The sequence below is a fragment of the Pyxidicoccus trucidator genome, from assembly GCF_010894435.1.
GTDB lineage: Bacteria > Myxococcota > Myxococcia > Myxococcales > Myxococcaceae > Myxococcus > Myxococcus trucidator.
Genome location: NZ_JAAIXZ010000001.1, coordinates 728,853 through 747,246, shown reverse-complemented (window position 1 = coordinate 747,246; position 18,394 = coordinate 728,853). Strand labels below are relative to the sequence as shown.

Here is an 18,394-nt window from a genome sequence, read left to right as displayed (position 1 = left end):
AGGCCGTCGGTGGGCGGCCGGCTCAGTCGAACATCGCCGCCAGCGCCTCGCCGAGCGTCTCCACGCCCACCACCTTCATCTTCACGGCGCCGTCCAGCCTCCGCGCGCTGCCGGCGGGCATCACCACCCGCTGGAAGCCCATCTTCGCCGCCTCGGCGAGCCGGGGCTCCACCTGGCCCACCGCGCGCACCTCGCCGGCCAGGCCCACCTCGCCCAGCACCAGCGTCTTCGCGTCCAGCGGCCGGTTCTGCAGGCTGCTCACCAGCGCCGCGCACACCGCGAGGTCACACGCGGGCTCGTTGAGCTGCATGCCGCCCGCGACGTTGACGAACAGGTCGCAGCCCACCAGCGGAATCTCCTCCTTCTTCTCCAGCACCGCCGCCAGCAGCGCCACGCGGTTGCCGTCCACGCCAATGGCCGTGCGCCGCGCGGTGCCGTAGCCCGTGGGCGCCACCAGCGCCTGCACCTCCACCAGCAACGGCCGCGTGCCGTTCAGCGTGCTGGTGACGACGCTGCCGGACTTGCCCAGCGGACGCTCGGAGAGGAAGAGGGCGGATGGGTCCGTGACTTCCATCAGCCCCGCGCCCTTCATCTCGAAGACGCCAATCTCGTTGGTGGAGCCGAAGCGGTTCTTGTGTGCGCGCAGGATTCGGAACGGGTGGCCGCGCTCGCCCTCGAAGTAGAGGACGGTGTCCACCATGTGCTCCAGCACGCGCGGGCCCGCGATGGAGCCCTCCTTCGTCACGTGGCCCACGAGGAAGGTGGGCACCCCCGTGCGCTTGGCGTACGCCATCAGCCGGCCCGCCACCTCGCGCACCTGGGTGATGCTGCCCGGCGCGTTGCCCAGCTCCGGCAGGTACATGGTCTGGATGGAGTCCACCACCAGCGCCTGCGGCTTGAGCGCCTCGGTGGCCGCCAGCACCCGCTCCGCGTCCGTCTCCGCGAACAGGTGGATGGCGTCGCCCGCTACCTGGAGTCGCTCGGCGCGCATCTTCGTCTGCCGCAGGCTCTCCTCACCCGACACGTAGAGCACCGGCCCGTGGCGGGCCAGCTTGTCCAGCGCCGCCAGCAGCAGCGTGGACTTGCCGATGCCCGGGTCTCCGCCCAGCAGCACCAGCGAGCCGCTCACCACGCCGCCACCCAGCACTCGGTCGAACTCGGCGATGCCCGTGCGGCGGCGCACCTCCGTCTCGCCGCTCACCTCCTTGAGCAACACCGGCCGGGACGCGCCGCCCGACGCGCCCCATGCCGGGCGCTTGTCGTCCACCTTTGCTTCCGTCTCCTCCAGCAGTGAGCTCCACGCGCCGCAGTCCGGGCACTTCCCGAGCCACTTCGCCGTCTGGTACCCGCACGCCTGGCAGGAGTAGTGCGTCTTCGCCTTCGCCATGGGTGGGGCATAGCGCGGAACCCTGACGTTTTTACGCCCTTACAGGTTGGGCAGACAGGGGAGCAGGCAAGCTCAGTGTCAACCCCCGGCTGTCAAGTTGTACCTCCGGGGAGGGCCACCCACTTTGCTTCCAAGTGAGTGGCGCACGCAGCGCCGCTCCCAAGCAAGGGAGGTAGTCATGGGGATCATTGCTTTCCTGGTTATCGGTCTGCTGGCCGGCCTCATCGCTCGCGCGCTCATGCCGGGCAACCAGTCCATGGGGCTCATCGCCACCACGCTGCTCGGCGTCGCCGGCTCCTTCGTGGGCGGCTTCGTCGCCTCGCTGTTCCGCAGCGACGGCCGCATCTTCGACCTGCACCCGACGGGGCTGCTGTTCTCCGTGCTGGGCGCGCTGCTGGTGCTGTTCCTGGTGGGCATGGCCGGCGGGCGCCGACGCGTACGTGTCTAGCGCCAGCTTCGATTGAAGGATTGAAGAGGGCAGGGCCGGCACCCCGGGGGCTTCCCCGGACAGTGCCGGCCCGTTGTCTTGGGGAAAGTCGTCAACCTCCTCGCTCAGATGCGTTGACAAGTTCCCGGCGCCCGCGCACGTTCGCGCTCCTCATGCCTGCCGAGGAGCCCATGCCCGACACCTCCGCCCCCAGCGAGTCGTTCCACGGTCATTCCCACACGGCCGCGCCGCCGCCCCCGGGCGTGGACGTGCGCCATGACTGGTCGCTGGCCGAGGTCCGCGCCATCTACGGGATGCCGCTGCTGGACCTGGTCCACCGGGCGCAGACGGTGCACCGCTCCGTGTTCCAGGACAACAAGGTGCAGCTGTGCTCGCTGCTGTCCATCAAGACGGGCGGCTGCTCCGAGGACTGCGCGTACTGCCCGCAGGCGGCCCGCTACAAGACGGGCGTCAAGGCGGACAAGCTGATGGCGGTGCCGGAGGTGCTGGCGGCCGCGTCGAAGGCCCGCGCCGCCGGGGCCACCCGCTTCTGCATGGGCGCCGCCTGGCGCGAGGTGAAGGACGGCCCGCAGTTCGACAGCGTGCTGGAGATGGTGCGCGGCGTGCGCTCCCTGGGCATGGAGGCGTGCGCCACGCTGGGCATGCTCACCGACAGCCAGGCGAAGCGCCTGCGCGAGGCGGGCCTGTCCGCGTACAACCACAACCTGGACACCTCGCCCGAGCACTACGGCGACATCATCTCCACCCGCACCTTCGACGACCGGCTGCGGACGCTCAACCGGGTGCGCGACGCCGGCATCTCCGTGTGCTGCGGCGGCATCATCGGCATGGGCGAGTCCGTGGACGACCGCTGCAACCTGCTGCGCACCCTGTCCAACCAGGACCACCACCCGGAGTCGGTGCCCATCAACGCGCTGGTCGCCGTCGAGGGCACGCCGCTGGCCGAGCAGCCGCGCGTGGACACGGTGGACATGGTGCGCACCATCGCCACCGCCCGCATCCTCATGCCCCAGGCCATGGTGCGCCTGTCCGCGGGCCGCCAGCAGATGAACGAGGAGGCGCAGCTGCTGTGCATGATGGCGGGCGCCAACTCGCTCTTCTTCGGCGAGAAGCTGCTCACCACCGGCAACCCCGAGTACGGCCAGGACATGGCCCTGCTGGAGAAGGCCGGCATCCGCCCGCTGGAGCCGCGGCGGGACGGGTAGGTCCGCGCGTGAGCGGCACGAAGGCGGCGGTGGCCCTGGAGCCGGGGCAGGGGAGCGCGCCCGAGGGCGTGGTGCTGGCGGGCTCCGTGTCTGAAGCTCAGGAAGCCGTGGCGCTGGCGGGCTCCGTGTCTGAAACGCCAGGGCCTGCGGCGCAAGGCGTGGCCTCGGCGTGGGCGCGGGAGGACCTGTCCTCCCTCTCCGCGCGCGGCCTGTGCCGGTACCTGGAGCCGCTGGAGTCGGCCCAGGGCCCGGTGGTCCGCGTGGGCGGGGAGACGCTCGTCAACTTCTCCTCCAACGACTACCTGGGGCTGGCCGCGTCGCCGTCCCCGCGCGCCGCCGCCGCAGCAGCACTGGAGCGGTACGGTATGGGCACCGGCGCCAGCCGGCTCGTCGTGGGCGACACGTCCGCCCACCACCAGCTGGAGGCGAGGCTGGCCGCCTTCGAGCGCGCCGAGGCCGTCCTCCTCTTCAACAGCGGCTACGCCGCCAACACCGGCATCCTCCCCGCGCTGGTGGGGCCCGGGGATGCCGTCTTCTCCGACGCCCTCAACCATGCCTCCCTCGTGGACGGCTGCCGCCTGTCCCGCGCCCGCGTCGTCGTCTACCCGCACGCGGACGTGGAGGCCCTGGCCCGCGCCCTGGCGGACACGCCCGCGCGGCGCAAGCTGGTCGTCACCGACACCGTCTTCTCCATGGACGGCGACGTGGCCCCGCTGCGGGATATCGTCGAAGCGTGCGAAGCGCACGGCGCCGCGCTGATGGTGGACGAGGCCCATGCCACGGGCGTGCTGGGCGCCCGGGGCGCCGGCCTGTGCGAGGAGCTGGGCCTGGAGGGCCGGGTGGACCTGCGCATGGGCACGCTGAGCAAGGCGCTGGGTGTCATGGGCGCGTACGTGGCCACGTCGCGCGCGGTGGCGGACCTGCTGGTGTCCCGCGCGCGCCCCTTCGTCTTCTCCACCGCGCTGCCCGCCGCGCTGTGCGCCGCCGCCGAGGCCGCCGTGGACGTCGTGGAGGGAGACCCGGCCCTGCGCGAGCGGCTGTGGCGCAACATCCGCCGCTTCGCCGCCGGACTGCGCGCCCTGGGCCTGCGCGCCGAAGCCCGCAGCGCCGTCTTTCCCATCATCCTCGGCGAGCCCGAGCGCGCCCTGGACGCCGCGCGCCGTCTGCGCGAGGCGGGCGTGCTGGTGAAGGCCATCCGCCCGCCCACCGTGCCCGAGGGCACCAGCCGGCTGCGCTTCTGCCTCTCCGCCGCCCACACCGTGGGCCACGTGGACCTGGCGCTGGACGCCCTGCGCAGGGTGGGAGTGCACCATGGCTAGCCGCCCCTTCCAAATCTTCGTCACCGGCACGGACACCGGCGTGGGCAAGACGCAGGCCTCGTGCGCGCTGCTGTCGCTGCTGGCGGATGCGGGCCTCCAGCCCCAGGGCTTCAAGCCCTACGAGAGCGGCTGCGCCTCCCTGCGCGCCCCCGCCGACACCCTGGCCCTGCGCGAGGCCGCGCGCAGCACGCTGCCCGTGGACGCGCTCTGTCCCCACCGATTCCGCGCGCCCCTGGCCCCCGGCGTGGCCGCGCGCCGCCTGGGCCGGGAGCCGGACTGGGACGTCACCCTGGCCGCCTGGAAGCGGCTCTCCCATGGCGCCACGGTGGTGGAGGGGGCCGGCGGCCTCTTCGTCCCCCTGGACTCGCGGCACGACGTCATCGACCTCATCGCCGCCCTGCGCCTGCCCGTGCTGCTGGTGGCCCGCGCGGGCCTGGGCACCCTCAACCACACGGCCCTGTCGCTCCAGGCGCTCACCGCGCGCCGCATCCCCGTGAAGGCCGTGCTGCTGTCGCGCGGCACCCCCGCGAGAGACGCGTCGGAGCGCGACAACCGCCTGCTGCTGGAGGAGCGCCACGGCGTGCCGGTGCTGGGCCCGGTGCCGTACCTGCCTGACGCGCGGCGACGGCACGCCGCGTTCCGCCGCGCGCTCCAGCCGCTGATGCCCTGATCGCGCGGAGGCCGGAAAATCGGCCTCCGGCGCGTTTCGTCCAGAGGGCCAGTGCTACAGGTCGCGCAAGTTTTCAGGTGACATGGCCGTGAAATGGACGCGCCGTTTTTTCCGCGCGAGAACGCGTTGCGAATGGCGGACATCATCGACCTCACGTTCCACGCGGACGTCCGGCGCTTCTTCAAGAAGCTCATCGACCAGAGGGGGCTCAGCTACTTCCTCCAGAAGGAGGGGCCTCGGCTGTTCCACATCGAGCCCTCCAAGGTCGAGCTCGTCCTGCGGACTGCCCTGCGCGCCAGAGACCCCGAGCTGCCGAGGCCCCACGAGAAGGCCATCGAGCACTGCCGCAAGGAAGTGCGCAGGGAGCTCATCCGCCGCGTGGCCAGTGCCATGCTGCAGACGGGCCTGTGAGCGGCTTCTCCGCGCGCTCCGACTTCCCCCGCACGCCCAACCCGCTGGCCGAGGCGCTCGCCCGGCACCGCGCCCGCGGGCGCCCGCTGTTGGACGTCACCGAGTCCAACCCCACGCGCGTGGGGCTGCCCGCCCCCGCGGAGGCCCTGCTCGCCCCTCCCGGCGCCTGTGGCTACGCCCCGGAGGCCCCGGGCCTCCTCTCCGCGCGTGAGGCCCTGGCCACGCACCTGGCGGCACGGGGCGCGGCCGTCTCGCCCGAGCACCTGGTGCTGACGGCCAGCACCAGCGAGGCCTACGGCTGGCTCTTCAAGCTGCTGTGCGAGCCGGGGGACAACGTCCTCGTCCCCGCGCCCAGCTACCCCCTCTTCGAGCACCTCGCGCGCCTGGAGGGCGTGGAGACGCGGCCCTACCGCCTGCCCCGCGCGCACGGCTTCGGCCTGGACGTGGACGAGGTGGAGGCCGCGCGCGACGCCCGCACCCGCGCGGTGCTGGTGGTGAATCCCGGCAACCCCACCGGCCACTACCTGCACGAGGGCGAGCTGGCCGCCCTGGCGGACGCGTGCGCGCGCCACGGGCTGGCGCTCGTCTCCGACGAGGTGTTCAGCGACTTCGCGTGGGACGCCGAGCCGGGCCGGGTGCCCACGGTGGCCGGACGCGCGCTGCCCGCGCTCACCTTCGCCCTGTCCGGCCTGTCCAAGGTGGCCGGCCTGCCCGGCCTCAAGCTGGGCTGGACGCACGTGGGCGGCCCGCCCGCCTTGCGGGACGAGGCGCTGGCCCGGCTGGAGTGGGTGGCGGACACGTACCTGCCGGTGGGCACGCCCGTGCAGCTGGCGCTGCCGGCGCTGCTGGGCCACGTGCCCCGCTTCCAGGCGGCGGTGCTGGAGCGCGTGAGGGGCAACCGCCAGCGGCTCGTCGCGGCCCGCCCGGTGGGCGCCACGTGGGACGTGGTGCCCGCGCACGGCGGGTGGAGCGCGGTGCTGCGGCTGCCCCGGGAGCCGGGGGAGGAGGCCACGTGCCTTGCCCTGCTGGACGCGGGCGTGCTGGCGCAGCCGGGCTTCTTCTACGACTTCGGCGGCGGCGCCTTCCTCGTGCTGTCGCTGCTGCCACAGCCCGAGGTGTTCGCCGCCGCCGTGGAGGTGCTGGCGCGGGTGCTGGGGGAGGGCCCCGTCAGTCCGCGGGCGGGTTGATGAGCTGCACCGTCTCGAAGGCGCCGTTCACCACGCGCCACAGCTCGTACTCGGACGGGGCCTCGCCGGTGTTGTTGTCGAAGTCCAGCTCGCCGCTGGCGCCCTTCACGTTGATGACCGTGCCCGTGCGGATGGCGTTCCGGGCGCTGGTGAAGTCGTTGAAGCCCAGGGAGAAGGGGGGAGCGGAGACACCCGCGACGGGCGTCATGCGCGTCAGGCCCTCGGCGATGCGGGCCCCGGTGATGGGCTGGGGCTTGGCGGCGTCGGCGCCCGCGGCGTAGGCGGCACCCAGGGCCACCATGTACATGGCGTCATAGGCGTGCGCGGTGAAGGAGAACTGGCCCGGGTCCTTGCCGTAGGCGGCCTCGAAGCGGTTGGCGAACTGGCGGTACACGTCGTCCCCGGGGCGGGCCTGGGCCGGGGCGGTGCCGTAGGCGCCAGTGACCTGGCTGCTGTTGGCGCCCAGCGAGGTGAACAGGCCCGGGTCCTTGCCGGCGTCCGTGAAGAACCACTTCAGCCCCGTCCGGCCCTGGGACACGAGCTGGCTGATGATTTTGGCGTTGTCCTCGGAGAAGCCCACCATCACCGTGACGTCGGGCTGGTTGTTGGTGATGGCCGTCACCGCCGGACTCACGTCCCCATTGCGCTTGTACTGCGCGGAGGTGACGCGCGGCTCGACGAGCCGGCGGAGCGTCACGCCGAACAGGCCCTGGCCGTACGGGTCGTCCACGTAGGCGATGACCACGTTGTCCGTGCCGGCGAAGGGCGTCGCGCCGCCCGCCACGGCGATGTCGCCCTGGAGCAGGTCGCCGATGATGCGGCCCTGCAGCGTGTCCGAGGGCGCCGTGCGCCACACCAGGCCCGCGGTGCCCTGCGTCTTGTCGGGCAGCGTGGCGATGTCCGGGCTCGTCGAGGTGTGCGTCATCATCAGCGCGCCGGCGGCGATGGTGACGCTGGAGGCGGCAATCGTCTGCGCACTGCCGGAGGTGAAGACCACCGGCACGTCCTTCTCGTTCACCAGCCACTCGGCCTGCTCGCGGGCCCGCGCGGCGTCGGAGCCGGTGTCGCAGATGTAGAGGAGGAAGGGCCGGCCGTTGATGCCCTCGCGCTGGTTGACCTCTTCGATGGCCAGCTTGATGGAGTTGAGCGCCTGCTCCTCCGACTCATCCGGGCCCTCGGAGGTCGTCAAGGGCAGCGCCGCGCCAATGGGAATGGCGTTGGGGTTCTTGGTGGGGTCGAACACGTCGCCACAGCCCACGGGCTGGGGCAGGCAGAAGCCGGCGCTGGTGTCGCACACCTGGCCGGTGTCGCAGTCCGCGCTGGACTCACACTCGGTGAGGCCGCCCGCGGTGGTGAAGCTGCAGCCGGCCAGGAGCAGGGTGCAGCACGTCATCAGGTTCAGTGCGCGCATCAGAAGCTGACCTCCATTCCGGCGCCGACGCCGCGAGGGGCCAGCGTCACCCGTACCTCACCCTCCACGGGCGGCCCCTCCTTCGGGTAGAGGATGATGGCGGTAATCGCCCCGGCCAGGCCCACGCCGAAGCCGATGTCCGCGAGCAGCGCCTTGCTCTTCGTGTCGTCCGCGCGGGCCTGCTTGTCCTCGAGCCGGGTGGCGGCGTCGAACTGCTCGCGCGCGTCGCGCGCCTGCATGCCGAAGAGCACCCCGGCGCCCACGCCGGCCACCGCCACGCCGCCCACGGCGAAGGCGGCGATGCGCTGGCGCTTGTAGGACTTCAGCGCGCGCGCGTACTCGGCCTCCTGCTGGCGCCGGTTCTCCTCCTCGGCGCGCCGGGCCGCCAGCTGCTCCTCCTCCGCCTGGCGGCGTGCCGCGTCCGCCTCGGCCTGGAGCTTCTGGCGCTCGACGTCCGCGCTGGCCTGGGCCTGCTCCTCCTTCTTGAGGAGGACCTGGAGCCGGTCGATGCCGCGCGCGCTGCGCTTGAGCAGCGTGGGGTCCGTGCCCTCCGTGTTGCCGACGTACTGCTGATAGAAGGAGAGCGCCTCGCGCAGCTCGCCCGCGTTCTCCAGGGCGACGGCGATGTTGTAGATGAGCTTCGGGTTGGGCGACGCCTCGTGCGCCTTCTTCAGCGCCTCCGCCGCCTCCTTGTACTTCCCGGCCTGGTACAGCCGCTCGCCCTCGCGGATGAGGGACGTCGTATTCCTGGCCCCGCGCTGGGCGAGCGCCACGGGGGGCGCGAGCACCAGGGCCGCCGTCAACACACAAGCCAATCTCATGGCCCCAAGCCTAGCCCGGAGCCGCCCGCCCGGCGAAGTCGGCGACTTCACTTCCCGTGAAAAGCACCGGGGCCGCCCCGCGCCTGGCTGCCAGGCGGGAAGCGGCCCCGGAGGGCTTCAAGGCGCTACAGGCGGGCGCCTACGTCTCCAGGCGGGAGATGAGGAGCTTGCGCTGGAGCATGAGGGCCTCGGGGGCCTTGGTGCCCAGCTGCTCGAAGAAGACCTCCTGGCTCTTGAGCTCGGCCTTCCACTCGTCTTCCTTGATGGAGGTGGCCTCGAGGACGGCCTCGGGGGCGAGGTCCAGGCCCTTGAGGTTGAGGCCCTCGTCGGAGCGCGGCACCCAGCCCAGCAGCGTCTCCTTCGTGGGGACGCGGCCGTGGACGCGGTTCACGATCCACTCGAGGACGCGCATGTTGTCCCCGAAGCCCGGCCAGATGAACTTGCCGTTCTTGTCCTGGCGGAACCAGTTGACCTGGAAGATTTTCGGCAGCTGGGGGATGGACTTCTGCATGTCCAGCCAGTGCTGGAGGTAGTCGCCCATGTGGTAGCCGCAGAAGGGCAGCATGGCCATGGGGTCTCTGCGCACGACGCCGACCTTGCCGGTGGCGGCGGCGGTGGTCTCACTGCCCATGGTGGCGCCGAGGAACACGCCGTGCGTCCAGTTGAAGGCCTGGAGGACGAGCGGGACGGTGTTGGAGCGGCGGCCGCCGAAGATGAGGGCGGAGATGGGCACGCCCATCGGGTCATTGGCCTTGGAGCTGAGCACCGGGTTGTTGGACATGGGCGCGGTGAAGCGGCTGTTCGGGTGCGCCGCCTTCTCCGTGCTGCCCTTCTTCCAGGGCCGGCCCTGCCAGTCGGTGAGCTCGTCCGGCACCTCGCCGTCCTTGCCCTCCCACCACACGTCACCGTCGGCCGTCATCGCCACGTTGGTGAAGAGGGTGTCCCTGGCGATGGTCTCCATCGCGTTGGGGTTGGTCTTGTAGTTGGTGCCGGGGACGACGCCGAAGTAGCCGGCCTCGGGGTTGATGGCGTAGAGGCGGCCATCCGGGCCGGGGCGCATCCAGGCGATGTCGTCGCCGACCGTCTCAATCTTCCAGCCCTTGTACTCGGCCGGAGGAATCATCATCGCGAAGTTCGTCTTGCCGCAGGCGGACGGGAAGGCGGCGGCGACGTAGGTCGTCTCACCCTTGGGGCTGGTGACGCCGAGGATGAGCATGTGCTCGGCGAGCCAGCCCTCCTCGCGGCCCAGGTAGCTGCCGATGCGCAGCGCGAGGCATTTCTTCCCGAGCAGCACGTTGCCGCCATATCCCGAGCCGAAGCTCCAGATGGTGTTGTCCTGGGGGAAGTGGCAGATGTAGCGGCGGTCCGGATTCACGTCGCCGGTGCTGTGCAGGCCGCGGTTGAAGTCGTCGCTGTCGCCCAGCATGTCCAGCGCCTGCTTGCCCATGCGGGCCATGATCCGCATGTTCAGCACGACGTAGACGCTGTCGGTCAGCTCGACGCCAATCTTGGTGAAGGGGCTGCCGATGGGGCCCATGGCGTAGGGCACCACGTACATGGTGCGGCCCTTCATGCTGCCGTCGAAGTGCTGGCTCAGCTTGGTGTACGCCTCGTCCGGGTCCATCCAGTTGTTGGTGGGGCCGGCGTCCGTCTTGTTGGGCGTACAGATGAACGTGAGGTGCTCGACGCGCGCCACGTCATTGGGGTTGGAGCGGTGCAGGTAGCAGCCGGGCCGCTTCTGCTGGTTCAGGGGGATGAGGATGCCCTCCTTCACCGCCTGGTCCGTCAGGCGCTTCTTCTCCTCCTCGGAGCCGTCGCACCAGACGATGTTATCCGGCTGCGTCAGCTGGGCCATCTTCGCCACCCAGGCCAGCAGCGTGGGGTTCTTCGTGGGGGCCTTGTCGCCCACCGCCGCCACTTGCGTCGAAGCCATCGAAGTATCCTCGTGTCGTCTCGAAATAGGGATTCCCGCGTGCGGTCCCAAGAGGGCGGAACCTACCAACGGGAGAGACGACAAACCTTCTGGAAGGAGGGCGGGAATGCAACTGGCGTCCGGCAGTCAACCGGCTCACCAGCCAGGGCTCCGCTAATTCCTCTTATCAGCGACCGGGCATCCAGTAGTTGACGGCGCAGTGCGCCAGGGGCTCACCCCACACGGTGGGAGAACGCAGGATGGGAGCGGGCTCATGACCATCGCCATCGTCCTCGGCATCGTCGTCGTCGCGCTGGTGCTGTTCTCGCTCGACACCATCCCCATCGAGGTGAGCTCGCTGGTGGTGGTGTGCCTGCTGGCGTTGACGGGCGTGCTCACGCCCACGCAGGCGTTCGAGGGGTTCAGCAACGACACCGTCATCTTCATCTTCACGCTGCTGGCCATGACGCAGGGGCTGGCCTCCACGGGGGTGGTGCAGCTGGTGGGGCAGCGGCTGGCCTTCTTCGCCCGCTTCGGCCACCAGACGTTCGTCATGGCGATGATGGTGGCGGTGGCGGCCTTCTCGTCCATCATCTCCAACACGGTGACGACGGCGGCCTTCCTGCCGGTGGCCATTGGCGCGGCGCACCGGGCGAAGGTGCCCAAGAGCAAGGTGCTGCTGCCGCTGGCGTACGCGTCGATGCTGGGCGGGATGGTCTTCCTCTACGGCACGTCCACCAACCTGGTGGTGTCCGCGGCGCTGCAGCGCATGGGGATGTCGGGCATCGGCGTGACGGAGCTGGCGCCGGTGGGCTTCCCGCTGGCCATCATCGGCATCGTCGTGGTGGTGCTGCTGGCGCCGCTGCTCCTGCCCGCGCGCGAGGGGCAGGGGAGCATCGAGGACTGGACGCTGCGCGACTACATCACCGAGGCGGTGCTGCCGGCGGACTCGCGCTACGTGGGCAGGGAGCTGGCGGACATCACCGAGGGGCTGGGGCTGCGCGTCATCGGCATCATCCGCGAAGGGCAGACGCTGGAGGCGGTGCCCGGCCACCGGCTGCGGGGCGACGAGCGCTTCATCGTCGAGGGCAACCGGGAGGACATCCTCCGGGTGAAGGACCTGCGAGGCATTGAAATCCGCCCGGACGTGAGGCTGTCGGACACCGAGCTGGCCGACAAGGACAGCATCTTGATTGAAGCCAGCGTGCCCCAGGGCAGCCAGCTGGTGGGGCGCAGCCTGAAGGAGACGCTGTTCCTGGAGCGCTACGGCCTGGTGGCGCTGGCGCTGCACCGCAAGCCGGCGATTCAGCGCGTCACCAAGCTGCAGCTGTTGGGGCGCATCTTCGGCGAGCGCTCGCTGTCCCTGCTGCCGCTGTCGGTGGGCGACGTGCTGCTGCTGCGCGGCCCGAAGGAGAAGGTGTCGGAGCTGGCGGGGGGCGCCAACCTGGTGGTGCTCACCGGCCACGAGTACCAGCCGCCGCGCTACGGCAAGGCGCTGCTGGCGGTGGTGCTCTTCCTGGGCGCGCTGGGGGCGGGGTCGCTGGGGTTGGTGCCGCTGTCGGTGGCGGGGCTCACCGGCATGCTGGCGATGATTGCCACCGGGTGCGTGGACGCGCGCCTCGCCTTCCGGGTGGACTGGCGGGTGGTGTTGCTCATCGGCTCCATGATGGCGCTGGGCCTGGCCATGGAGGAGAGCGGCGCGGGGAAGTACATCGGCAACGCGGTGGCGGAGCTGGGCGCGTATGGCGGCCCCCGCACGGTGCTGGGACTGCTGATGGTGCTGACCATCCTCCTGTCGGCGCCCATGAGCAACCAGGCCGCCGCCCTGGTGGTGCTGCCGGTGGCCATCAACGCCGCGCAGCAGCTGGGCGTGGACCCGAGGTCCTTCGCCATGGGCGTGACGCTGGCGGCGAGCTGCTCGTTCATCACCCCGCTGGAGCCCAGCTGCGTGCTCGTCTACGGCCCCGGGCACTACCGCTTCACGGACTTCTTCCGACTGGGCACGCCGCTCACCGCGCTGCTCGTGGCCGCGCTGATGGTGGCCGTGCCCTGGGCGTGGCCCTTCACGGAGGCGAGCCACCCGGCGCCCGCGCAGGGGAGTCCGGTGAGCGCCGTGGCTCCGGCGGCCGAGGCTCCGGGCGGCCTGTCGCCGGGGGGCGTGTCCTCGGCGGGCCTGGCTCCCACGGGCGGCCTGTCGCCTTGAGGTTCCGCCGCGGCTTCAGTGGATGGCGGCGCGCAGGCCCACGTCGGAGATGACCTGGGCCTCGCGCTCGAGCATCCACTCCAGCCGCTCGCGCACGCCGGCCTCGTCGCCGTTGGCGGCGGTGACGGCCAGCCGGAAGAAGAGGGACTGGTGCCCGTCCTCGGACTGGGCCAGCTCTCCGTAGAAGCGGGCGAGCGCCGGGTCCGTCAGCCCCTCCGCGAGCAGCGACAGGCGCTCGCACGAGCGGGCCTCGATGACGGCCGCCACCAGCAGCCGGTCCACGCGGCGCTCGGCGGACGGCGTGCGCACCAGCTTCTGCAGGCCCTGCGCGTACGGGTCTCCCGAGTCCTTCGTCAGCGTCAGGCCGCGCGCGTCCATCAATTCCAGCACCTTCGCCAGGTGTGCGCTCTCCTCGCGCGCCAGCCGCGCCATCTGCGCGGGCAGCCCCGGCAGGTCCGGGTACATCTGGAGCAGCGACAGCGCGTTGGCCGCGGCCTTCTTCTCGCAGTGGGCGTGGTCCACCAGCACCTCGTCGAAGCGCTCCAGCGCCAGCGGCAGCCAGCCCGGGTCCGTGGCGACGTGGAGGATGACGGGGCCCTCTCCAGAGAGGGGACGGCGGGAAGGCGTGGGACGGCTCATGGACGCGCGGACTGTACGGCAGGCCCCGCTAGTCGACCAGGACGAGTCGCTGCGTGCGGCCGGCCAGGTAGCCGACCTTGCGGGCGATGCGCGCGGTGCTCTCGTCGCGCTCGTCGATGCGCATCGTCAGCCGGGGCAGCGAGGACAGCAGGTGCCGGGAAATCTGCCCGAGACACAGGGTGGCATTCCCCTTCTTCCGCTCGGCCGGCAGCGTGTAGAGGCCCTCCAGCTCCGCGCCGTACTGGGAGCGGCTGCCGATGTCGACCTTGAACACCAGCCCGCCCGCCTCCTCCAGCACGTACGTGCGGCGCTGGCGCACGCGCTGGACGACGCGGGCCTCGTAACCCTGGGGGTCCTCCGCCAGCGGGTCTCTCTCCAGGGCCTCGCGCACGAAGCCCTGCGCCAGCGGCAGCAGCCGGGGGATGTCCTCCTCACGCGCCAGCCGCAGCAGCGGGTTGGTGAAGGGGCCCAGGTCGTCCGCCGACACGCTGAACAGCCGCTGCGTGCGAGACAGGCGCGGCTTGCCCTGGCACAGGCTGCGCACCAGCGCGTCCACCGCGGACTTGTCCCCCACCGTGCCCCGCAGCTTCATCGACGAGGCCAGCGCGTCGGCAATCACGCTGGTGGCCGAGGCGTCGCTCGCGCTGGGCACCACCAGGCCCCCCTCACCCCCGACGAAGACGGCGGCGGTGAGCACCGCGTTGTCGAAGCGCCCATAGAAGGCGAAGGGCACCCGCCCGCGCGGGGCAATGCCGAACTCCTCCAGCAACCCCAGCAGGTAGAGGTTGTGGACCGGGTCCTTCGACAGCAATGCACGCAGGGAATCCGCGTCCTGGGAACCAAGCTGTTCGACGGTGACGGGCATGAAGATGGGGGGCTTCGGGGACCTTACGCAAAACCCGGCCCTACCGGCCAGCCTCCCCCAGTACGCGGAACTCCCCGGGGGGCGACGAGCGTTGCCTTCCCCCCATCCGCCGGGGCCGGACACCGGGCGCCCAGGCGTTCCGCTGTCCCACATCCTCGGAACATTGTTGCACGGGTGGAGTCGTGGCGGAGGGCGCCTCCGGCGGGGCGCCCTGCTTCGATTCCTTGACGGCTCTGAAACCTCCGTGCTTAGCGCGCTGCCCATGTCCGACGTGAGCCCCGTCCCCCCAGCCCCCAGCTCGCGTGGTGGGGCGCGGCGCGTCCTGGCCTCCGCCGCGCGCTTCGCCGTGGCGCAGACGGGGCCCCTGGGCGCGGCGCTGGTGGGGGTCCTCACGTTCCTCGCCATGTATGGGCCGGCGGCGCTGGACCCGACCCGGCTCGGCTGGCTCATGCGCGACGACTTCAGCCAGCACCTGCTGGGGTGGCTCTTCTTCCGCAACTCGCCACCCGGGCTGCCGCTGGGCGCCATTCCCGGGTACGTCCATCCGCTGGGGACGACGCTCGGGTACACGGACTCGCTGCCCTGGGTGGGGTTGCTGCTCCGGCCGTTCTCAGCGCTGTTGCCGGTGGACTTCCAGTACATCGGGCCCTGGATGGCCCTGTGCCTCGGACTCCAGGGCGCGGTGGGGGCGTGGGTGGCGCGGGGGATGGGCGCGCGGGTGCCGCTCCAGTGGCTCATCGGCGCGCTGCTCGTGCTGTCGCCCGCGCTCCTCGCCCGGATGAGCATGTCGCACGACGCCCTCAGCGCCCACTGGCTCATCGTGCTCCTGGTGGGGCTCCACCTCCTCCCCCAGCGGGACGCGCGAGACGCGAAGCGGGCCCTGGGCCTCGGGCTGCTGCTCTGCGTGCTCGCGGCGGGCATCCACCCCGTGCTCGCCGCCATGGTGCTGGCGCTCGCGGTGTCGCTCTGCGTGCGCACCGCGCTGGAGGGGCAATGGGGCTGGCGTTGGCCGGCGCTCGCCGCGGGGGTGGACGTCGCCGCCGTGGCCGGGCTCCTCGCGGGCTTCGGCTACTTCGGGATGACCGGGCCCCTGGGCGCCGTCGGCTTCGGCGACTTCTCCGCGGACCTGGCGACCTTCCTCAACCCGTTCGGGTACCGCGACATCAACTGGTCTCGCTTCCTTCCCAACCTGCGCAGGGCGAGCGGACAGTACGAGGGCTTCGGCTACCTGGGCGTGGGCGGGCTCTTCGCCCTCGGGGCCGCGCTCGTCCTGGCGGGCCTGAGGGCGCGAGACGTGCGGCGGCTGTGGCGGCGGTGGGGCCCCGTCGCCGTGGTGGCCCTGGGGCTGGCGTTCTTCGCGCTCTCCTGGCGCATCACCTGGATGGGGGAGCAGGTCGCCGATGTCTCGGCGCTCTACCGGCCCGGCCTGCGGTGGGTGGAGGCCTTCCGCGCCTCGGGCCGCTTCGTGTGGCCGCTCTACTACCTCGTCCTGCTGGGCTCCTCCCTCGCGCTCCTTCGCCTCCCGAAGCCGGCCTCCGCGCCCGTGCTGCTGGCGCTGGCCCTGACGCTGCAGGTGCTCGACGTCGACCTGGGCGGCGGGCGGCAGGCCCACGAGGGCGGGCGGTGGCACCCGCGGCCCTCCGACGCGCTCCGCGAGGCCGCCAGGGGGCGCAAGCACCTGGTGCTGTATCCGCCGCAGTCCCATGACGGCTCGGGCCGGGGCTGCCGCGCCGGCCCCACGGACTTCCACCGCTGGGCGTACCGCGCGTACCTCCTCGGGCTGACGTTCAACAGCGGCTATGTGGCGCGGCTGGACGACTCCCGCGCGCAGGCCTACTGCCTGGGGCTGGATGCCGATGTCCAGGCGGGCCGGTTGGACCCGGAGATTGTCTACCTCTCCATCCCCCAGCGGCTGGGGCAGTTCCGCGCCATTCCCGGCACCCGCTGCACCCAGGAAGAGGGGCTCTGGATGTGCGTCCTCGACGCGGTGCCTTCCGGTGGGTAGCGCCTCCGCGGCGGCGGGCTTCTGACGGGCTACGGGCCCGCGTTCTCCGGCGCGCGGAACTCGAAGGGGTAGACGACCGTGGCCTTCCCCCCACCCGGCGGGGCCGGGAACCGGGCGTCCAGCAGCGAGTCCAGCACACACGCCTGCACCATCGGGTCCGGAATGGTGCTCTCCAGCAGCTCGCCCCCGGTCAGCTGGCCCGCCTCGCCCCGCTCACCGCCGGGCTCCACGGTGAAGCGCAGCCGCACCGTCTGCGGCCCCCGGTTGCGCTGTGCCGCGTCCTCGAAGCATTGCTGCACGAGGGGCGTCACGGCGCGGAGGGCGACGCGGACGTCCTGGGAGTCGATGCGCCCGGTGGCGGACTCGATGACCGGCTCGACTTCCACCACGCGTCGCGTGCCGGCCGGCGCGGTCTCCGGTGCTACCGGGAGCTGGCTCCGGGGTGACGGGAAGGGCGGCGGTGGGACGGCGGCTGGCGGGTCGATGGGGGGCAGGGACGGGTCGGCGGGACGGGACGGTGGCTCGGCGGGGAGGGACTCCGGCGCCAGGGTGGCGGGCTCGGGCATGTCCCGGGACGGTTCCGGGAGCACGGGCCGCGTGAGCCAGAAGGAGAGGGCCGCGCTCAAGACGAGCACGCCCAGGCTCAGCCCGGGGATGAGGACCCAGCGGATGATGGAGCGGTTCGGCATCGACACGTGAAGCCTATGCCTCCAAGCGGTGAAGTGGGGGCGTCATCCGCTCGGCCGGTCCTTCCTCCGGCGGCCTGGGGGCGGGGCCGAGGGCGTGCTGTTCGGAAATGTCGGGGGTTTTGCGCCGCGAAATGTCCCGACATTTCCGAACAGCACGCTGCTGGAGGCCGTCGGCGGGCCCGCTGTTGTCTGGGTCTGCCCGAACCGCACGGTGAAACCCTCGAGAGGTCCGGGCTCCGCTGGCGCGCGGACTCACGCGCCTACGGATACACCTCGCGGCGGGAGCCCGGGGTGATGGCCCCTTCGGCGTACAGGCGCTGGCGCTTGCTCACGCCCAGCGTGGAGCCGAGCACCGCGGAGACGAGGCCGAACAGCAGCGCGCCGAAGATGCCCCAGAAGACGCGACCGGTGGTGTCCGCGGCCTTGAGCGCGCCTTGCTGGACCTGCTGGCCCACCTGGCCCACCTGCTGCTGCACCTGCCCCTTCGTCTGGTTGAACTGCTGCTCGACGCGAGTGGCGATCTCCTCCGAGTCCTGCCGGGACAGCTTCGTGTTCTCCGCGATGGAGCTGACGAGCACCTCGCGGTCGAGCTTGCCGGTGCGGATGGCGGTGTTGAGGACATCGCCCGTGGCCGCCTGGAGCTGGTTGGCGGTGATGGCCGGCTTGCCCTCCTGGGCCAGCCGCTGGTTGATGGGCGCGAGCGCGTCGTTGGCGTCCAGGCCGAAGGTCTGTGCGACATCGCCACCCTGAGAGGCGGCGCTCGACACGGCCGTGCCCGCCGCGCCCACCGCCGTCTTGCCGACGCTGAACACCGCGCCCATCAGTGAGGAGATGGCCATGCCCATGAGGAGGGTGCCCGCGAGCGTCGTCAGGCCCCACAGCACGACGCCGTGCAGTGCGCCCCCCATCTTGTCCACCACTCCCGCGGTGCGCGAGGCGACGTAGCCACCGACGAAGAGGGCGATGAGCGGCGCGATGAGGCTCCAGATGCCGGTGCCGATGCCCGCCGAGCGGGCGCTGCCTGGGTCACCCGGGTCCACCGAGGACAGCCCGAGCGCGAGACCCAGCGAGTACAGGAGGATCCAGATGCCCAGAGCGACGAAGGCACCTCCCAGGATGGAGCTCCAGCTCAGCTTGAAGGGTATACCCGCGACGGCTGGAACGACGCCGGGTCTCTCGTTCTCCACGATGGCTGCCATGGTGTGGCCTCACTTGCCCCAGG

General features: G+C 71.6%; 16 protein-coding genes. 8 read left to right on the top strand and 8 right to left on the bottom strand.

What is annotated here, in order from left to right; all coding sequences use genetic code 11:
- Positions 1 to 22 precede the first annotated feature (22 nt).
- Positions 23 to 1,387 carry a DNA repair protein RadA gene (gene radA, locus G4D85_RS03205; RefSeq protein WP_164007729.1) on the bottom strand — a complete coding sequence of 455 codons (1,365 nt, stop codon included), beginning with the start codon at positions 1,385 to 1,387 and terminating at the stop codon, positions 23 to 25.
- Positions 1,388 to 1,565: 178 nt separating this feature from the next.
- On the opposite strand from radA, the gene G4D85_RS03200 reads away from it, so the two are divergent.
- The 6 genes from G4D85_RS03200 to G4D85_RS03175 all read left to right on the top strand — a co-directional run bounded on the left by G4D85_RS03200 (position 1,566) and on the right by G4D85_RS03175 (position 6,627).
- Positions 1,566 to 1,835 (top strand): GlsB/YeaQ/YmgE family stress response membrane protein, encoded by a 270-nt coding sequence (locus G4D85_RS03200; protein ID WP_164007727.1) that lies wholly within the window; start codon positions 1,566 to 1,568, stop codon positions 1,833 to 1,835.
- A gap of 170 nt (positions 1,836 to 2,005) precedes the next feature.
- On the top strand, positions 2,006 to 3,040 hold the full coding sequence (gene bioB, locus G4D85_RS03195) for a biotin synthase BioB (RefSeq protein WP_164007725.1): 1,035 nt from the start codon (positions 2,006 to 2,008) through the stop codon (positions 3,038 to 3,040).
- Positions 3,041 to 3,165: 125 nt separating this feature from the next.
- Positions 3,166 to 4,359: an 8-amino-7-oxononanoate synthase gene (gene bioF, locus G4D85_RS03190; protein ID WP_420821695.1), complete on the top strand. Its 1,194-nt coding sequence runs from the start codon at positions 3,166 to 3,168 to the stop codon at positions 4,357 to 4,359.
- Positions 4,352 to 5,029, top strand: coding sequence for a dethiobiotin synthase (gene bioD / locus G4D85_RS03185; RefSeq protein ID WP_164007723.1), 678 nt, complete (start codon positions 4,352 to 4,354; stop codon positions 5,027 to 5,029). Before bioF ends, bioD begins: the two co-directional genes overlap by 8 nt.
- A gap of 132 nt (positions 5,030 to 5,161) precedes the next feature.
- On the top strand, positions 5,162 to 5,440 hold the full coding sequence (locus G4D85_RS03180; protein ID WP_164009077.1) for a hypothetical protein: 279 nt from the start codon (positions 5,162 to 5,164) through the stop codon (positions 5,438 to 5,440).
- Positions 5,437 to 6,627 (top strand): pyridoxal phosphate-dependent aminotransferase, encoded by a 1,191-nt coding sequence (locus G4D85_RS03175; protein WP_164007722.1) that lies wholly within the window; start codon positions 5,437 to 5,439, stop codon positions 6,625 to 6,627. Before G4D85_RS03180 ends, G4D85_RS03175 begins: the two co-directional genes overlap by 4 nt.
- On the opposite strand, the gene G4D85_RS03170 is transcribed toward G4D85_RS03175, so the two are convergent.
- The 3 genes from G4D85_RS03170 to G4D85_RS03160 all read right to left on the bottom strand — a co-directional run bounded on the left by G4D85_RS03170 (position 6,608) and on the right by G4D85_RS03160 (position 10,792).
- Entirely contained in the window at positions 6,608 to 8,038 is a 1,431-nt protein-coding gene (locus G4D85_RS03170) for an ABC transporter substrate-binding protein (protein ID WP_164007721.1), read from the bottom strand. The genes G4D85_RS03175 and G4D85_RS03170 overlap by 20 nt on opposite strands.
- Positions 8,038 to 8,859 (bottom strand): tetratricopeptide repeat protein, encoded by an 822-nt coding sequence (locus G4D85_RS03165; protein WP_164007719.1) that lies wholly within the window; start codon positions 8,857 to 8,859, stop codon positions 8,038 to 8,040. Before G4D85_RS03165 ends, G4D85_RS03170 begins: the two co-directional genes overlap by 1 nt.
- A 139-nt stretch (positions 8,860 to 8,998) precedes the next feature.
- Complete coding sequence (locus tag G4D85_RS03160) at positions 8,999 to 10,792, bottom strand: phosphoenolpyruvate carboxykinase (GTP) (protein WP_164007715.1); 1,794 nt, start codon at positions 10,790 to 10,792, stop codon at positions 8,999 to 9,001.
- Positions 10,793 to 11,045: 253 nt separating this feature from the next.
- On the opposite strand from G4D85_RS03160, the gene G4D85_RS03155 reads away from it, so the two are divergent.
- Entirely contained in the window at positions 11,046 to 12,974 is a 1,929-nt protein-coding gene (locus G4D85_RS03155; protein WP_164007714.1) for an SLC13 family permease, read from the top strand.
- Between the two features lie 15 nt (positions 12,975 to 12,989).
- Here the strand turns inward: G4D85_RS03155 and G4D85_RS03150 are convergent, their stop codons facing one another.
- Positions 12,990 to 13,613, bottom strand: coding sequence for a MiaE family protein (locus G4D85_RS03150; RefSeq protein WP_164007711.1), 624 nt, complete (start codon positions 13,611 to 13,613; stop codon positions 12,990 to 12,992).
- Between the two features lie 28 nt (positions 13,614 to 13,641).
- A complete protein-coding gene (locus tag G4D85_RS03145; protein ID WP_164007709.1) occupies positions 13,642 to 14,478 on the bottom strand; it encodes a DUF4081 domain-containing protein in 837 nt (278 codons plus the stop codon).
- A gap of 262 nt (positions 14,479 to 14,740) precedes the next feature.
- Between G4D85_RS03145 and G4D85_RS03140 the strand changes: the two genes are divergently transcribed.
- Positions 14,741 to 16,483, top strand: coding sequence for a DUF6311 domain-containing protein (locus tag G4D85_RS03140; RefSeq protein ID WP_164007707.1), 1,743 nt, complete (start codon positions 14,741 to 14,743; stop codon positions 16,481 to 16,483).
- Between the two features lie 29 nt (positions 16,484 to 16,512).
- Here the strand turns inward: G4D85_RS03140 and G4D85_RS03135 are convergent, their stop codons facing one another.
- Both G4D85_RS03135 and G4D85_RS03130 read right to left on the bottom strand, forming a co-directional pair.
- The gene (locus G4D85_RS03135; RefSeq protein WP_164009075.1) at positions 16,513 to 17,172 is read right to left on the bottom strand and encodes an AgmX/PglI C-terminal domain-containing protein; all 660 of its coding nucleotides are present in this window, start codon (positions 17,170 to 17,172) and stop codon (positions 16,513 to 16,515) included.
- 260 nt (positions 17,173 to 17,432) lie between these two features.
- Positions 17,433 to 18,371 (bottom strand): hypothetical protein, encoded by a 939-nt coding sequence (locus tag G4D85_RS03130; protein ID WP_205525394.1) that lies wholly within the window; start codon positions 18,369 to 18,371, stop codon positions 17,433 to 17,435.
- Between the last annotated feature and the right edge of the window lie 23 nt (positions 18,372 to 18,394).

Excerpts from the sequence above, each read along its gene's own strand:
- radA (WP_164007729.1), bottom strand. The coding sequence starts at position 1,387 with ATGGCGAAGGCGAAGACGCACTACTCCTGCCAGGCGTGCGGGTACCAG.
- G4D85_RS03200 (WP_164007727.1), top strand. The coding sequence starts at position 1,566 with ATGGGGATCATTGCTTTCCTGGTTATCGGTCTGCTGGCCGGCCTCATC.
- bioB (WP_164007725.1), top strand. The coding sequence starts at position 2,006 with ATGCCCGACACCTCCGCCCCCAGCGAGTCGTTCCACGGTCATTCCCAC.
- bioD (WP_164007723.1), top strand. The coding sequence starts at position 4,352 with ATGGCTAGCCGCCCCTTCCAAATCTTCGTCACCGGCACGGACACCGGC.
- G4D85_RS03180 (WP_164009077.1), top strand. The coding sequence starts at position 5,162 with ATGGCGGACATCATCGACCTCACGTTCCACGCGGACGTCCGGCGCTTC.
- G4D85_RS03170 (WP_164007721.1), bottom strand. The coding sequence starts at position 8,038 with ATGCGCGCACTGAACCTGATGACGTGCTGCACCCTGCTCCTGGCCGGC.
- G4D85_RS03165 (WP_164007719.1), bottom strand. The coding sequence starts at position 8,859 with ATGAGATTGGCTTGTGTGTTGACGGCGGCCCTGGTGCTCGCGCCCCCC.
- G4D85_RS03160 (WP_164007715.1), bottom strand. The coding sequence starts at position 10,792 with ATGGCTTCGACGCAAGTGGCGGCGGTGGGCGACAAGGCCCCCACGAAG.
- G4D85_RS03155 (WP_164007714.1), top strand. The coding sequence starts at position 11,046 with ATGACCATCGCCATCGTCCTCGGCATCGTCGTCGTCGCGCTGGTGCTG.
- G4D85_RS03150 (WP_164007711.1), bottom strand. The coding sequence starts at position 13,613 with ATGAGCCGTCCCACGCCTTCCCGCCGTCCCCTCTCTGGAGAGGGCCCC.
- G4D85_RS03145 (WP_164007709.1), bottom strand. The coding sequence starts at position 14,478 with ATGCCCGTCACCGTCGAACAGCTTGGTTCCCAGGACGCGGATTCCCTG.
- G4D85_RS03140 (WP_164007707.1), top strand. The coding sequence starts at position 14,741 with ATGTCCGACGTGAGCCCCGTCCCCCCAGCCCCCAGCTCGCGTGGTGGG.
- G4D85_RS03135 (WP_164009075.1), bottom strand. The coding sequence starts at position 17,172 with ATGCCGAACCGCTCCATCATCCGCTGGGTCCTCATCCCCGGGCTGAGC.
- G4D85_RS03130 (WP_205525394.1), bottom strand. The coding sequence starts at position 18,371 with ATGGCAGCCATCGTGGAGAACGAGAGACCCGGCGTCGTTCCAGCCGTC.